This window comes from Micromonospora foliorum, assembly GCF_022229015.1.
GTDB lineage: Bacteria > Actinomycetota > Actinomycetes > Mycobacteriales > Micromonosporaceae > Micromonospora > Micromonospora foliorum.
In genome coordinates this window covers 1-14,607 of record NZ_JAKKFF010000031.1, presented here as the reverse complement: position 1 = coordinate 14,607, position 14,607 = coordinate 1, and the positions used below count along the sequence as shown (strand labels likewise).

At 69.0% G+C, this 14,607-nt stretch carries 13 protein-coding genes and 1 pseudogene; 3 read left to right on the top strand and 11 right to left on the bottom strand.

Features of this window, described 5'->3' with window-relative positions; translation table 11 throughout:
* Positions 1-100: 100 nt before the first annotated feature.
* The 9 genes and pseudogenes from PSH25_RS03150 to PSH25_RS03110 all read right to left on the bottom strand — a co-directional run bounded on the left by PSH25_RS03150 (position 101) and on the right by PSH25_RS03110 (position 9,305).
* Positions 101-583 carry a helix-turn-helix transcriptional regulator gene (locus PSH25_RS03150; RefSeq protein WP_238657557.1) on the bottom strand — a complete coding sequence of 161 codons (483 nt, stop codon included), beginning with the start codon at positions 581-583 and terminating at the stop codon, positions 101-103.
* Between the two features lie 259 nt (positions 584-842).
* Positions 843-2,135, bottom strand: a complete 1,293-nt coding sequence (locus PSH25_RS03145) for a cytochrome P450 (RefSeq protein ID WP_238657556.1) — start codon at positions 2,133-2,135, stop codon at positions 843-845.
* Between the two features lie 678 nt (positions 2,136-2,813).
* Complete coding sequence (locus tag PSH25_RS03140; protein ID WP_238657554.1) at positions 2,814-3,575, bottom strand: hypothetical protein; 762 nt, start codon at positions 3,573-3,575, stop codon at positions 2,814-2,816.
* Between the two features lie 8 nt (positions 3,576-3,583).
* The gene (locus tag PSH25_RS03135) at positions 3,584-4,225 is read right to left on the bottom strand and encodes a hypothetical protein (protein WP_238657553.1); all 642 of its coding nucleotides are present in this window, start codon (positions 4,223-4,225) and stop codon (positions 3,584-3,586) included.
* A 358-nt stretch (positions 4,226-4,583) separates the two neighbouring features.
* Positions 4,584-5,015 (bottom strand): hypothetical protein, encoded by a 432-nt coding sequence (locus tag PSH25_RS03130; protein ID WP_238657551.1) that lies wholly within the window; start codon positions 5,013-5,015, stop codon positions 4,584-4,586.
* 153 nt (positions 5,016-5,168) lie between these two features.
* Positions 5,169-5,708, bottom strand: a complete 540-nt coding sequence (locus PSH25_RS03125; protein WP_238657586.1) for a hypothetical protein — start codon at positions 5,706-5,708, stop codon at positions 5,169-5,171.
* Positions 5,690-6,124 carry a hypothetical protein gene (locus PSH25_RS03120; RefSeq protein WP_238657585.1) on the bottom strand — a complete coding sequence of 145 codons (435 nt, stop codon included), beginning with the start codon at positions 6,122-6,124 and terminating at the stop codon, positions 5,690-5,692. The genes PSH25_RS03125 and PSH25_RS03120 overlap by 19 nt, the downstream gene beginning before the upstream one ends.
* A gap of 270 nt (positions 6,125-6,394) precedes the next feature.
* Positions 6,395-6,664, bottom strand: a pseudogene (locus PSH25_RS03115) (transposase family protein); the annotation flags it as partial.
* 286 nt (positions 6,665-6,950) lie between these two features.
* A complete protein-coding gene (locus PSH25_RS03110; RefSeq protein WP_238657550.1) occupies positions 6,951-9,305 on the bottom strand; it encodes an AbfB domain-containing protein in 2,355 nt (784 codons plus the stop codon).
* 256 nt (positions 9,306-9,561) lie between these two features.
* Here PSH25_RS03110 and PSH25_RS03105 point away from each other — a divergent pair, with 256 nt between their 5' ends.
* From PSH25_RS03105 to pdxY, 3 genes are all read left to right on the top strand, one after another.
* Positions 9,562-10,578, top strand: a complete 1,017-nt coding sequence (locus tag PSH25_RS03105) for a LacI family DNA-binding transcriptional regulator (protein ID WP_238657548.1) — start codon at positions 9,562-9,564, stop codon at positions 10,576-10,578.
* A 151-nt stretch (positions 10,579-10,729) separates the two neighbouring features.
* Entirely contained in the window at positions 10,730-11,524 is a 795-nt protein-coding gene (locus PSH25_RS03100; protein WP_238657547.1) for a S1 family peptidase, read from the top strand.
* Between the two features lie 142 nt (positions 11,525-11,666).
* On the top strand, positions 11,667-12,518 hold the full coding sequence (gene pdxY, locus PSH25_RS03095; protein WP_238657545.1) for a pyridoxal kinase PdxY: 852 nt from the start codon (positions 11,667-11,669) through the stop codon (positions 12,516-12,518).
* Positions 12,519-12,575: 57 nt separating this feature from the next.
* On the opposite strand, the gene PSH25_RS03090 is transcribed toward pdxY, so the two are convergent.
* Together PSH25_RS03090 and PSH25_RS03085 are read right to left on the bottom strand one after the other, a co-directional pair.
* Positions 12,576-12,908 carry a putative quinol monooxygenase gene (locus PSH25_RS03090; protein WP_238657544.1) on the bottom strand — a complete coding sequence of 111 codons (333 nt, stop codon included), beginning with the start codon at positions 12,906-12,908 and terminating at the stop codon, positions 12,576-12,578.
* Positions 12,909-12,917: 9 nt separating this feature from the next.
* Positions 12,918-14,607: ATP-binding protein (locus PSH25_RS03085; protein WP_238657542.1), on the bottom strand; the 1,690-nt coding region annotated here is incomplete at its 5' end.

Below are 14,607 nucleotides of genomic sequence, written 5' to 3'. Positions count from 1 at the left end.
TCGTAGACCAGACCTGGCCGTGGTACAAACTGCCCGTACCAGCATCTGTACCCAACGTCAGCGACCGGTGACGCCGCGAGGTCGGGCCGGATCCGTCGGGTCAGCGCTGGTTGTCGAGGGGCCCGGCCGGCGGCTGCCGTCGCTCCGGGGCGTCCGGTTCGGGTTGGCCGTTGAGCACCTGGCCGATCAGTTCGCGTAGCTCGTCGATCGCGTCCACCACGGCTCCGGGGTCGCGTGCGTCACGCCGGCCACGCTGACGCGGCACCTGTCGATCGAGCTGAGCCGGTTCCGGGGCGCGTGGGCCCCGGCGACCGTCGGCCGCCAACTGTTCGGCGGCGACCTGCGGCCAAAGGGCGGCCAGCCTGCCGCCGGTGCCGAGCACGTCGTCGCAGCGCAGCGCGAACTCGTGACTGCCGAACCGGCGACCGGACTCGACCGCCGCGACCGTCTCCCGACTGAACCGCACCAGATCGGCCAGGGCTCGTTGGGTCAGCCCCCGTTGGACGCGACAGTTGCGCAACTCCCATCGGAACCGCTGACTGGCCGCAGAGTGAGCCGAGCTCGACGGGGACGTGTGCTCCATGCGCTCACCTTCGTGGAACGGGCATTCAGCGGACGCCAGATCGAGATTGGCCGATGAGCTGAACATTCACAGAGGGCAATTCTTAACCCAGGACGCGATGGGTGTGAAGACGTTCACCGGCATGGATCGCCGGGCAAAGCGGGAAAGGTGCGTCCCGGACCCGTCGCCGGCACCGAGGTGCGCCGGGTGGAGCGGGCAACGCGGCCCCACCCCACCCTCGACCCGTCCGCAGGTCAGCACCGCTGGCACTCGTGCGCACTCAGGCGGCGTGCACTTCGGCCGTCGCCCCACCCCGCGCCGCCGGCGCGTCCGCGGCTGCCGGGACATCGATTATCGCGAGCAGTCTGTGGTGCGCGCGAAACGCGACATTGGGTTTGTACGAGCGATGTTGCTCGGGTGACAGCCGTAGACCGGGAATGACTTCGGCGAGCCGGCTGAGGGCGATCCCGGCCTCAAGTCGCGCCAATCCCGCGCCGATGCAGAAATGTGGACCGTGGCCGAACGACAGGTGATTGCCCACATCGGCCCGGTGGGGGGCGAACCGGTCCGGGTCATGGAACGCTGCCGGGTCCCGGTTCGCCGCTCCGATCAGGAGCAGGCAACGCGCCCCGGCGGGGATCGTGACCGCTCCCAGTGTGACGTCTCGGGTGGTCACCCGGAGCCAGCCGTCGATGGCGGGCGCGAACCGGAGCGTCTCGCCCACGAAGGCGGGGACGAGCCCCGGGTCCGCGGTGATCGCCGACCAGCGCTGGGGGGCGGACAGGGCCTGGTCGAGGGCGTGCGCGAGCAGCCCGGCGGTGGTCTCGTGCCCCGCGACCAGGAGATTGAAGGCCAGGCTCGCCACCTCGGGCACCGTCAGCACGGTGTCGTCGTCGTCCCGGTAGGCCAGGGCGCGGCTGATGAAGTCGTCACCCCGGTGTCCGCTGTCAACCCGCTGGCGGACCAGATCCTCGCAGTAGTGCCAGAACTCCAGCAGCCCCTGCGCCAGGCGTACCTGCTCGGCCGGGTCCGGCTGCCCCCAGATGAGGGCGATCTGGCCGTCCGCCCAACTCCGGATCCGCCCGATGTCGGCGTCGGGCACCCCGAGGATGTCCAGGACCACCAGCAGGGGAAGCTCGGTCGCGAACTCCGGGATCAGGTCGACCTGGTCGCCCTGGCGGACGGCGAGACGGGACACCAGCTGGTCGACCCGGCGCCGGACGATCGCCCCGTACTCGGCCTCGACCCGCTCGGTGGTGTTCGCGAAGGTCGCCCGGAGGGCCCGGCGGGTACGCGGGTGCGCCGGTGGGTCGGCGGCGGCCGTCGTGGGTGGCGCGTCGATCTGCATGATCACGTTCAGTGCGGGTGGGCACACCTCGTAGACCGGGGCGAGGGTGAGGGCGTTGGCGAATGTCGCAGCGTCGGCGAGGGCCCGCCGGACGTGGGCGTGCCTGCTGATCAACCACAGGCCCAGATCCTCGGCGTAGTGCACCCCGTCGGGATCGTCGAGAATGCGCCGCCACATGCTTGCCGGATCGGTGAGATAAATCCCGGCGAACGGATTCAACCGCATGGAAAGCCTCCTGATGCACGCGGCGCGAAACCGGCAGCGCCCCCCATTTGGCGATCCACTTCAGTCGGGCCGATAATGGCGCGCATCTGCCTGTTACTCATCACGGTGCGCTGACTAGCTGCCCAAGTCAAGATAGGCTGAGATCTATTTGTTGGCCGTCAGAATTGCGTGGTGCAACGAACGGGTCAGTCCCGGCCGGATGCAAGTTGCGAGTCGGTCCTTGCCAGAGTCAAGCCACTGGGTCAGGTCGGATCCGTGCGCCTTAACGCCGGAGCCGAGCGCCATGACGCCCATGGCATGCGGCGGCGTTGCGGTCGACCGAGCGGAGACGGCCCCGATCGGGCGGCCACGATGGGCGGTGAAGAAGGCAGGTCGCCGCATTTCCCTCATGACCGGCAAACGACACCCGCGAGCGCAGGTGACGCTGGATCGGGCTGCGGTCCGAATGGCAAGAGTGCGGGTCGGCGTTGCCCGGTCGCCTCCAGTGAGCCATTTTCATCATCATCAAGGGCGTCTGAGCAGGCACGTGGCGGCGTGTCGTCGCTCCAGGCAGGACGAAGCTCCGGCGGCCGGGGCAGTCGTGCTTCGACAGCGAGCGCATCTGCCCCTCGGGGCTGTCCGTCCACCGCCGCTCTGGCGCGACCACTGGTGGGTGGTCGCGCCAGCCGGACGGATTGGTCAGTTGCAGTTCGTAGCGGACTGCGGACTGAACTTCTTGTTCACCAACGGCGCCGCCGCCTTCAGCTTCGAAGCCAGCAGCGCCGCGCCGCTTCCGGCGAGTTCGTGCTTCAGACCGAGGTTCGGTCCGGCCTCAGCCGCCATTTGACGCGCCTCGACGGCGGTTTGCGCTCGGCCTTCCAGCTCGCCCTGCCCGATGGTGTTGTTGTCGTAGGGAATCTCGGAACCTTCCCCAAGGCCGCGCCACTGAGCAGGCTCGGGCTCGTCACCAGCGGAGCACCGAGCCTCTTCCCACACCATCGCCATGACGTACCGGTGACCGACCTCCACCCGGGGGCGGTCACGCAGCGCCATCCGTGTGCGGTGGCTGGTGTCTCCTTCGGTGAACTGCCACCCGAACGCGGAGTACTCCCACACGTGTGGCGCGGGCTTGGGCGCGCCAGCGCGAGACCACAGCACGTCATCTATCCGCAGGCTCACCTGCCGGCCGATCAAACCCTCGCCACGGGCGATCTCAGTTGGCGTCGGCGGGGTCACCGTCTCAGACGTCGCGGTGACCACCACCACGTGGTCGGCGTAGGTTACCCAGTCCGAGGCGGTTTGGCTGGGCAGGTTATCCACGGCATCGCCGAGGATGATGCCCTGCCGCGCCGCTGACGCGCCGCTGACGGAATCAGCGGTGAGGACACTGGCGGTGATGGAAGCAGCGGTGAGTGCAGCGGCGGCCATCCCGATGCCGGCGAAGATAATGCGGCGTCTCATGGCCCCTCCTAGAAGGTCGCGTTGATGTTGTCGATGTTGTTCGAGCCGAGCGACTCGTAGATGTCGACGGGGGACTGCATGCAGCCCAGCCGACCATCGGTCTGGCTCAGTGCGGGATTGGCTTGGCTACCGTGCACCAGGCCAATGGCGTGCCCGGTCTCGTGGCAGACCAGCCCCTTGTTGTAGTGGCCGCCCCGAATGCGGATGTATTGCTGGTCGCAGTCGTAAACGCTGTCGCCGCCGACCGCGTTACACCAGGTAGCTCCGTTCGCACTGGACGGCATGTTGGTGGAGCCTTCCTGGTAAATGATGTCGGTCTCGCCACTGCCCGAGAAGACCGGCGTCGAGTCGTAATGAATCGCCAGATCAGTGGGAGAATACTCGCTGGCGAGGGTGTCACTTACCATCGAGCGGTCTGTGGGTTCGAGCTCGTACTCGCCACCACTGTCCATGTAGTAATAGACGTCAGCATTGTCCGTCCGGCAGCTGACTGAGCCGTCACCGCCATCCGGGTCGACGCGGCAGGACGCGTCGTAGGATCTGGTCGGGTACATGTTGTCGGTGGCGGCGGCCCAAGCCACGCCGCCCCCGACGCCTACCACCAGGGGCGCGAGGGCCAATACGAGAAGCTTGCGTCCGATTTTTGGCATGCCTAGCCTTCTCACTAGTTTCTGAATCGCCCGCTCAAGGACTCTCCGTCACCACCCGCAACGACAAACTGGCTCTTCGAAGTTCAGCGGGGTGCGGCTGTGTCGATCCGAGCGTGACGGGCTCGCAGCGTGTCGCTGATCATCTGAGTGTCTGTTTCGGAAGGCCAGTAAGAAGCTGCGAGCGCGGTCATCGTGATGTGCGTTCGGCGTGCCGCTTGTACAGGTGCGGAGAGGAAGCGTGGTTGGGGCTGCCGCGGCCCGGTGTCCGGGTCGCGGCAGCCGCCGGGGTTGCACTGCCGTTTGTCAGGCGGGTCTTATGGCGAGGTGTTGCAGGCGCTCGTGTCGCAGGAGAACTGCGTCAGGCGCGGATTTCGGGGCTGTAGTTGTGGTACCGGGTCTCGCCGTTCCTGGAAGCCCAGACGTGGACTCGAACGACGATGCCGTCGGGGAGGGAGTAGTTGCAGGCGGTGGCGCCGTTGCCACTGTTGCCCTGGCTCGTGTCGTCGAAGCAGTTGCTGCTGTGGTTGACCCAGTGTTGGACGCCACTGGAGTCGGGTTCCAGCTTTTGGATCTGCCCGCGGGTGCCCCAGCCGTCGGCCTGCATGTCGCGGACCTGGAGCACCTCGCCGTACTGGTAGAACGTGGCGCACCCACCGTTGATCGGGTCGCCTGGCGCCGCCCAGCAGGCCCACACGTATCCGTCGTTCCCGTCCGCCGCGGAGGCGGTGCCCGGTGTCAGGGCAAGAACAAGTGGAGCGGCCATCGACGCCGCGAGAACCGCCCTGGTCATGCTTTTCTTCATTTCGATCCCTCCATGGTGTGCCGCTGCGCGACGAAGGCGTCATCCCGTCCGGCGGCACCGTTTCGTACCGATCACCACCGTCTTGCGGAATCCTGAGTGGCTATTATCGATGCGACCGAATGACGGGCTAGCTTGAGAAACTCAGAGCCACATTTTTTCCCAAACGCCACTGTCGACGAAGTTCCCGCTGTTGTACCGCGCGGCCCGCACGTAAAGATAGCCATCATCATTACTGAAGTCCTTGTTGCAGACACCCCAGTCGCCCGCATTCAGTTTGTTGACGCAGGAGCCACTCCGTTGACCGGACATGGGGTAGTCCCATTCGGCCACGGCCGCGTACCCGTCCGCCTTGGTGTCCTTGACGTAGATCCTGTCACCCGTCTCCTTCAGGCAGGCGATCACGCCGGTGAAGGTGATGCATTCGTAATTGCCGAACGGTTCCCCCTCCGGGCCGAGGGAGTACACGGCATAGTCGGTCTCGCTGCCGTGGTAGGCGGCTTGGGCGGCGGCGGGGGCAAGCAGGGTCGCTGCCAGACCGGCCGCTGCCGCAAGGAAAAGATGTCTGCGCCGTGGTGCATACATGGTGAATCTCCTGTTCAATGCACGGTTCGCCTTTTCGCTGTGGTCAGTGGGCCAGCGCGTCGGCTGCTCGATGGAAACTGTCAGCTGATTGATTCCCACACCCAGTTACCGCGGTCGACGGGGTTGCCGTTGTTGTAGCGCGCGGCGGCGAACTGCAGATCCCCTGCCTCATAAAAGTCCTTGTTGCACTGGCCCCAGTGGTCGGCTCCTAGCTTGTTGACACACGCGCCGCTCCGGCGATAGTTGCCTTCGACAACGTGGTCCCAGATGGCGACTGCGGCGTAACCGTCTTCAAGTCTGTCCTTGACGTACAACACATCGCCGTCGGGTTTGAAGCAGGCGGTGACGCCGGTGTGGGTGGCGCAGACGTAGTCCCCCGTCGGCCCGCTGGAACTCACCGCATAGTCGGTCTCGTCGCCCCAGTAAGCGGCGGACGCGGCGGTGGGAATGGACAGAACCATCGCGATGCCGGCCGCGACGGCCAGCGCGAGTCGGTTGGGACGAGTAGTGCGCACTCGGGTGCCTCCTCGAATCCAGGCGTGTATCGGTGCCGTCCTGCAAACCCGGGGCCGAAGGCAGACGCTCCGGCATCCCGGTACGACGGATGCTGCCACCCCGGAGATCGACAACTGGGAAGTCGTGTCCAAGCTTGAGCGAATCTTGACTGGCGATCCCCCGGGTTCACCGGCACCCGGGGCGTGTCCTGTTGCGTCACCGGACCGATGAACGCCTTGACCCTGGCGGGAGTCGAGGTCAGATCGCTTGGGTGAACTTGAGTATTTCCATCCTGCGTAGCGGTTGGATTCGACGTGGTGCAGGACGACGATGGCTCGGACGATCGCGGTGGCTCGGCGTGGGCAGCAGCGCAGCTTGACCAGGATCTTCCAGGTTTTGAGTGTGGCGACCGCTCGTTCTCCGCGTGGGCGGATCTTTGCGTGGGCCCGGTTCACGGCCTTCTGCCTGCGCGACAGCTTCGGTCGCAAGCGGCGCCGCTTGAACGGTGTGCGCACGCTGCCGTGGGCGCCCTGGTAGCCCTTATCGGCGAAGGTCCTCACGTCCGCGCTGGTCAGGGCACGCCGGCCGGGATCGAGGCGCGCCACCGGGATCGGCGCTGCTTACGGTGGCCGCGGATGCGTTCGGCGAGGTGGTTCAGGGTGCGGCTGGACAACGGGATCGTGGCGGGGTGGGACACCCGCACACACCGGAGCGCTCAAGGACGCGGCCGAATACTACGGCCACTCCTGCTCGGTCAGTTCGCATTGACCGCGGGGGTTCCGGCCAGGCCGGAACCCCCGCGGTCGTCAGAGAGCTGCGACGACCCTGTCGCGGGCCTCCGACCGGTCAGGGTGCCCAGGGGGCGGTGATGTTCCAGCTGCTGTCGGCGGCCCACAGCGTTGGCGTGTTGTACGCGTCACCGCCGGTACCGTTGCTGAGCCAGACCTCCGAGTTGTAGTGCCGCAGGTACTTGCCGCGGAAGTTGTACGACTCCAGTGACACACCCGTGCCGGTCAGGCCGACACGCGCACACCAGGTGGCGTCGGCGCGCAGCAGCGCGGAGCCGTCGTCCGGTGAGTTGCGGACCCGGGAGTTCTGGTGGCGCAGGTACTGCCCGGGGAAGTTGACCGACTCGAACGAGTAGCAACCGGTGCCGGCCAGGCCGGGCCGGATGGTGTACGTCGCGTCGGCCTTGAGCAGGCTGGAGCTCGCGGCGTCGACCACCTCCGTGTAGGCCAGGCTGTCCTGGTGGCGCAGGTAGCGGTTGGTGAAGCCGGGCGTGGTCACCTGCAACGACCGGCGGGCGTTGACCGGCAGGGCGACCGGCGCCGAGCTGCCGATGGTCTTCGAGGCGTTGATCAGGGCGGTGTTGGCGGCCCGCACCCGCGTCTGGTCCATCTTGACCACCTGCCGGTCGTAGGTGAGAAAACCGTTCAGCTCACCCTCCAGGTCGGTGATCTCGGTGTAGATCGAGGCGCTGAGCCCCTTGCCGATCATCAGGTTCTGGGTGCCCTGCACCAGCCCCACGTACCGGTCGGTGAGGACGCTCGAACTGGACTGCCACTCGTACGCGAAGAAGCTGCCGCTCGGGCTGTACTCGTGGCCCGGCGTGTGCAGGCCCAGCCCGCCGAACTCACCGAGCACCGCGATCCGGGTGTTCGACGGCACCGGGGAGTCCGGTCCGAGATAGACGTGCCAGTCGTCGATGTCGCCGTTGCCGGGGTTGCCGAGGGACTGGCAGCAGTTGTGGCCGCTGTGCGGGTTGACCAGACGGGTCGGGTCCTGGTTCTTGATGTTCTGCGCGACCCGCCGGGTGTCGGCGAGGGACCGCTCGCCCCAGCCCTCGTTGTAGGGCGTGTACGCGATCACGGCGGGTGAGCTGCGGTGCTCGTCGACGATTTCGCGCGCCTCGGCCTCGAACTGCGCCTGCTGGGCGTCGGTGGGGTCGACGTCCTGCGCGGTCAGCGAGGGGATGTCCTGCCAGACAAGCAGGCCGAGCCGGTCGGCGTGGTAGAACCAGCGCTGCGGCTCGACCTTGATGTGCTTGCGCACCATGTTGAAGCCCAGGTCCTTGTGTTTCTGCAGGTCGAAGGCGAGGGCGGCGTCGGTCGGCGCGGTGTAGAGCCCGTCCGGCCAGAAGCCCTGGTCGAGGGTGCCGACCTGGAACACGAACTGGCCGTTGAGCTTGGGGCGCAGCACCCCGTTGACCAGGCCGGTGGTGATCTCCCGCATGCCGAAGTAGTGGGTGGTCCGGTCCACGGTGGCGCCTGCGGCGTTGCGCAGGGTCACCCGGAGGTTGTAGAGGAACGGGTCGTCGGGCGACCAGCGGCGGGCGTTGGGCACCGGCACGCTGAAGTCGGTGAAGCCGCCGGTGGCCGAACCGACCACGGTGGCGCCGTTCAGCGCCTCGGCGAGCACGCTGTGGCCGCTCACGTCGCCCCGGGTGAAGACCCGGACCCGCAGGGTGTTGTTGCTCAGGTTCGGGTAGACGTCCACGCTGCTGATCGACGCGGCGGGGACCGGCTCCAACCACACCGTCTGCCAGATGCCGGAGCTGGGGGTGTAGAAGATCCCGCCGGGTGTCTTGGTCTGCTTGCCGATGGCGGGCAGGCTGCCGTTCTGCCGGGTGTCGGTGGGATCCCAGACCTTGACGACGATCTCGTTCGTCCCGGCGGTGAGCTGTGGCGTCACGTCGAAGGTGAAGGCGTCGTAGCCGCCGGTGTGCGCGCCGACCCGGACACCGTTGACCCAGACGGTGCTCTGCCAGTCGACGGCGCCGAAGTGCAGCAGGGTCCGCCGACCGGACCAGTTCGCCGGGATGGTGACGGTGCGTCGGTAGAACAGGTAGTTGCGATTGTCGTTGGCGGCCCGTTGGATGCCGGACAGGGCGCTCTCCACCGGGAAGGGCACGTTGACCCGCTCGGGCAGGTTGGTGCCGAACTGTGGGGCGTCGTCGGTCGTCGACTGGCGTAGCTGCCACTCGCCGTTGAGGTTGAGCCAGTCCGGCCGCGTCATCTGGGGTCGCGGGTACTCGGGCAGTGGTGTGCCGATCAGGGCCTGGCTGGTCCAGGGGGTGGTCAGTGGCGGCGTCTTGGGAGGTGCGGCGTTCGCCGGTGAGGCTGGCGCGGCGAGGAAGCCGGCGACCAGGGCGATGGCGAGTAGCAGTGGCAGGGCGGGGCGGATGGGGACGTGACGTGTCATGCCGTCTCCGGGGGAGGAGTCGCCGCGGGCGGTGCAGCCAGGCCCGAAGCGCGTGGGTGGTGGGCATCGGGTGGTCATTGACGGGGGACGGGCGTCAGCGACGGATGTCGGTGGGATTTCCACACGCCAACGGTGACCGGCATATTGACATCCATCATCACCTGTATAACGTTATAGAGCCGCTCGGGGCGTCCCGTCAATGCTTGTTCGTCAATGCCCTGACGGCCCGCCGGTCGAATTCGCGAAAGGTTGGTGGATGGGCGTCAACCTGAAGGACATCGCCCAGCGCGCCGGTGTCTCGCTGGCCACGGTCTCGAACGTGGTGAACGGGTACCGGCCGGTGGGGGAGCGGACCCGACAACGGGTGCAGCAGGCGATCGACGAACTCGGCTACAGCCCCAACCTCGGTGCCCGGCACCTCCGCCGGGGCCGTACCGGCCTGATCGCCCTGGCCGTCCCGGAACTGACCAACCCCTACTTCGCCGAACTCGCCGAGATCGCCATCGCCGAGGCCGCCGCGCTCGGCTACACGCTCGTCATGGAGAACACCGCGGCGGACCGGGGGGCCGAGTTGGCGCTCCTCGACGGCTCCCGGCAGCGCATCATCGACGGCCTGATCCTCAGTCCGGTGCGCATCGGCCGGGAGGAGGTGCTGGCCCGGCCGGCCGGCAACCCACTCGTGCTGATCGGCGAGGGCGTCTACGACGTACCGCACGACCACATCGCCATCGACAACGTGGCCGCCAGCCACGCGGCGATCCGGCATCTCGTGGCGATCGGCCGTCGGCGGATAGCGTTCATCGGCGCCACCCCGGGCGGTGACCGGCAATCGGCCCACCTGCGGGTCCGGGGCTACCGGGAGGCCCTCGCGGCCGCCGGCCTGCCGTACCGACCGCGGTTGGTCGCCCGCACCGACGTGTTCGGCCGGCTCGACGGCATGCGGGCCATGCGTGACCTGCTCGCCCTCGGTGACCCGCCGGACGCGGTGTTCGGTTACAACGACCTGGTCGCCATCGGCGCGCTGCGGGCGCTGGCCGAGGCCGGTCACCGGGTACCCGAGGACGTCGCGGTGGTCGGGATCGACGACATCGAGGAGGGGCGGTTCAGTGTCCCGACCCTCACCACGATCGCCCCGGACAAGAGGGAGATCGGCCGTCTCGCGGTACGCCGCCTCGTCGCTCGCATCGAGGGCGCGGAGGTCACCGGGCCGCTGACCGTGCAGACACCGTTCCGGCTCCTGCGCCGGGAGAGCACCGGCACGCCGGCCGCCTGACCACCGGTCGCCTGCACGCCGTACGAGATCCATAACGCCGGTGGTACGACCCAGAGAGGATGACCCGCTAGATCCATAAATCTCAATATGATGACCGCTATCTCGACTGCGGTGCGCTCACGAGGCGTGCCATCCTGATGCGGAGGAATGCATGGTTCGCTGGCGTACCCTCACTGGCCTGCTGGCCACCGCGTTGGCCGCGGTGACCGCGGCCAGCCTCACCCTCACCGCGCCGGCCGCCGCGGCCGACAGCCCCGTGACGCCGAACGTCGTCGGTGGCACCCGGGCCGCTCAGGGCGAGTTCCCGTTCATGGTGCGTCTCTCGATGGGCTGCGGCGGGGCGCTGTACAGCCCCCGGCTGGTGCTCACGGCGGCACACTGCGTGGGCTCGACCGGCACCAACAGCAGCATCACCGCGACGCTCGGGACGGTCGACCTCCAGTCGTCCAGCCGGATCACCGTCCGGTCCAACTACGTCTACCGTGCTCCCGGCTACAACGGCGCCGGCAAGGACTGGGCGCTGATCCGGTTGTCCAGCCCGGTCACCGGGCTGAGCACGCTGCCGATCGCCAGCACGACCGCGTACGACAGCGGCACCTTCACCGTGGCCGGTTGGGGCGCCGCGCGCGAGGGCGGCGGCCAGCAGCGGTACCTGCTCAAGGCGAACGTGCCGTTCGTCAGCGACTCCACCTGCAACGCCAACTACGGCGGGGACCTCATCCCCGCCGAGGAGATCTGCGCCGGCTACGCCAGCGGCGGCACGGACACCTGCCAGGGTGACTCGGGTGGCCCGATGTTCCGCCGCGACGCCAGCAACGCCTGGATCCAGGTCGGCATCGTCAGCTGGGGCAACGGCTGCGCCCGGCCCAACTACCCGGGTGTCTACACCCAGGTGAGCTACTTCGCCTCGTCGATCGCCTCGGCCGCGGCGAGCCTCGGCGGCTGACCGTACGACCGCTCGGGCGGCCCGGACGACACGGTCCGGGCCGCCCGTTCGTGCCGTCCTGTCGGGTGGGCGGCGAGTGGGCCACCCGACAGAAACGGCGGGCCGCCCGTGCGGCGCCGGCCGCAGCGGCGATGATGGGCCGGTGAAGATCCTGTCCATCCAGTCGTCGGTCGCCTACGGTCACGTCGGCAACTCGGCGGCGGCCTTTCCTCTGCAGCGGCTCGGGCACGAGGTCTGGCCGGTCCTGACGGTGCACTTCTCCAACCACACCGGGTACGGCGCGTGGCGGGGGCCGATGCTCCCGGCGGCGGACGTGGCGGAGGTGATCGCGGGCATCGAGGACCGCGGGGTCCTCGGCAGCGCCGACGCGGTGCTCTCCGGCTACCAGGGCGACCCGGCCATGGGCGCGGTGATCCTGGACGCGGTGGCGAGGGTGAAGGCGACCAACCCGGCCGCCGTGTACTGCTGCGACCCGGTGATGGGCGACACCGGTCGGGGCATGTTCGTCCGGCCGGGAATTCCGGAGTACCTCCGGGACACCGTCGTGCCCCGTGCGGACATCATCACCCCGAACCACTTCGAGCTGGACTTCCTCGCCGGCCGTACGACCAACTCGCTGGCCGAGGTGCTCGACGCGGTCGACGTGGTGCGCGCGACCGGGCCACGGCACGTCCTGGTGACCAGCGTGCTCCACGGCGACCTCCCGCCGGACTCGCTGGAGGTGGTGGCGGTCTCCGACGAGGGCGCCTGGGCGGTGACCACGCCGCTGCTGCCGATCAACCCGAACGGTGGGGGCGACGTCACCGCGGCGCTGTACCTCGCGCACCTGTGGACGACCGGCTCGCCCGCGACCGCGCTGGAACGCACCATCGCCTCCGTCTACGCCGTGCTCGAGGCCACTCTCGCGGCGGGCACCCGGGAGATCCAGTTGATCGCGGCGCAGGACGTGATCGCCGACCCGCCGTCCCGTTTCACCGCCCGCCGGCTGCGCTGACGGTGGACTGCTGACCGCAGACCGGTGGCGCTGACGACGGTCGCGGACCGGCGGCGGTCAGCGGCCCTCGGGCACGGCCATCTCGCCGAGCAGCGACCAGTCCTCCTGCGGCACGGTGGCGTTGACGATGCGCGGCGTCTCGGCCAGGTGCGGCGGCAGGGTCTCCTGGGCCGTGCGGAAATGCGCGGACTGGACGTGGGCCGCACCGGCCTGGTCGTCGCGGAACGCCTCGACCAGCACGTACTCGGTCGGGTCGTCCAGGCTGCGGGACCAGTCGAACCACAGGCAGCCCGGCTCCGCCCGGGTCGCCTCGGTGAACTCGGCGGCGATCTGCGGCCACCGGTCGGCGTGCTCGGCCAGGACCCGGAACTTGGCGGTAATGAAGATCATGGCCCCAGGCTACCCAGCCGGACGGGCGCGGGCGACGACCTCCTCGGGCGTCAACGGCGCCTTCGGGTGGTGCGTCAGGCACAGCGGGGTGCGGACCTTGACGAACGAGAATCCCTCCCCGGCGGCGTAGAACTCACCGCTGTTGAGCAGGCCGATGTCCGGCAACCGGCCGCCCTTGGCCTCGGCGAGTTGCCGGGCCGCGTCGATCTGCGCCGGCGCGTTGAGCAGCCCGAAGAACTGCGTCGTCGCGTTGCCGGAGATCTGGTTGTGCAGACCCTTGGGCGCCTGGGTGGCGAAGACCAGCCCGAGCCCGTATTTGCGGGCCTGCGAGGCCAGCGCGATCGAGCTGGCGGTGCAGGCCGTGGTGCCGGTCGAGGGCGCCAGCGTCTGCGCCTCGTCCATCACGAACAGCCCACCCAGCGGTCGGTCACCGGCGGGGTGCCGCTTGATCCACGCGAAGAGCGCCATCTGCAACTGGTTGACGAAGCTCTGCCGCTCCTGGTCGGAGGTGAGGCCGACGAAGCTGATCACCGACACCCGGGCCCGCCTCCCCGCCGACGGCGTGAGCAGCAGCCCCGGGTCGGCCGGCGCCCCCACCCCGCCGAAGAGCGGGTCGGTGACCATCGCCGCCTTGAGCGCCTCGGCCAACTCCTCGGCGAGCTTCCCGGCGCGGGCCAGCCGACTGACCCCCTCGGGCAGGTCGGTGAGGAACTCGGTGAAGCCGGGCAGGCCCACCATCCCGCTTCGCGCGTACGCCTGGAGGGCCTCGGTGAGGACGGCCTTGCCCTGCTGGGCGAGCCTGCTCGACCGGTCGACACCGGCCCGTGGCGCGAGCGCCTCCACGGCGGAGCGGACGGCCTGGTCGAACTCGTCGGGCCAGTCCCGCAGGGAGGTGAAGTCGGGCAGCGGCTGGAAGCTCAGCGGCCGACCGGCGGTGACCCTGGGCGTCCACACCACCACCTCGGTGTGTGCGAGGTAGTCGGCGGCGCGTTCGGCGTCGCCGGGGCCCCAGCCGCTGGGTGGGTCCGGCCACGCGTCGCCGAGCCGGGCCAGGTCGTTGTTGGGGTCGAGCACGATCGCGGAGACGCCCTCGCGGGCGCACTCCTCGACCAGCCGGCGGATGAGCACGGTCTTGCCCGAGCCGGACCCGGCGAACACGACGGCGTGGCGGCGCAACGACTCCAGGGGCACCGTGAACGGGTGACCGCCGTCGACGGTCTGTCCCAACCCGACGGCCGGGCCGCCGGCGTCGACCACGAGGTCGGCCGGGTCAGCGGGCACGGGCCCGGTGGTCGAACCGGTCGACGCGTCAGCGGGGACGTCGGCGACCGGCACGCTCGACCGGTCGGAATCGGGGCCGCCCGACGGTGGCTCGTCGTCGTCGGGCGTCGACGGCGGGGCACCGCCGCGCGTCCCGTCGGGGCCGGGCAGGACCGCCCGGAACAGCTCGGTGCCGCTGGCCGGACGGCGGGCCACCATCCACTCCTGCAAGGCCTTGGACGGCTCGGCCGCCATCACCCGCAGCGCCGCGAAGACCCGCAGGTCCGCCTCCGGCACGGCGCGCCGCAGGCCGCAGGCCGCGTCGAAGCCGGCCAACACCTCGGTCGTACGCTTCCCGGTCGGCCACGGACCCTCCCGCAGCAGAGTCAGCCGCCGTTGCGGCAGGTCACGGTCCAACCCTGGCAGGCTGCCGGCGGCC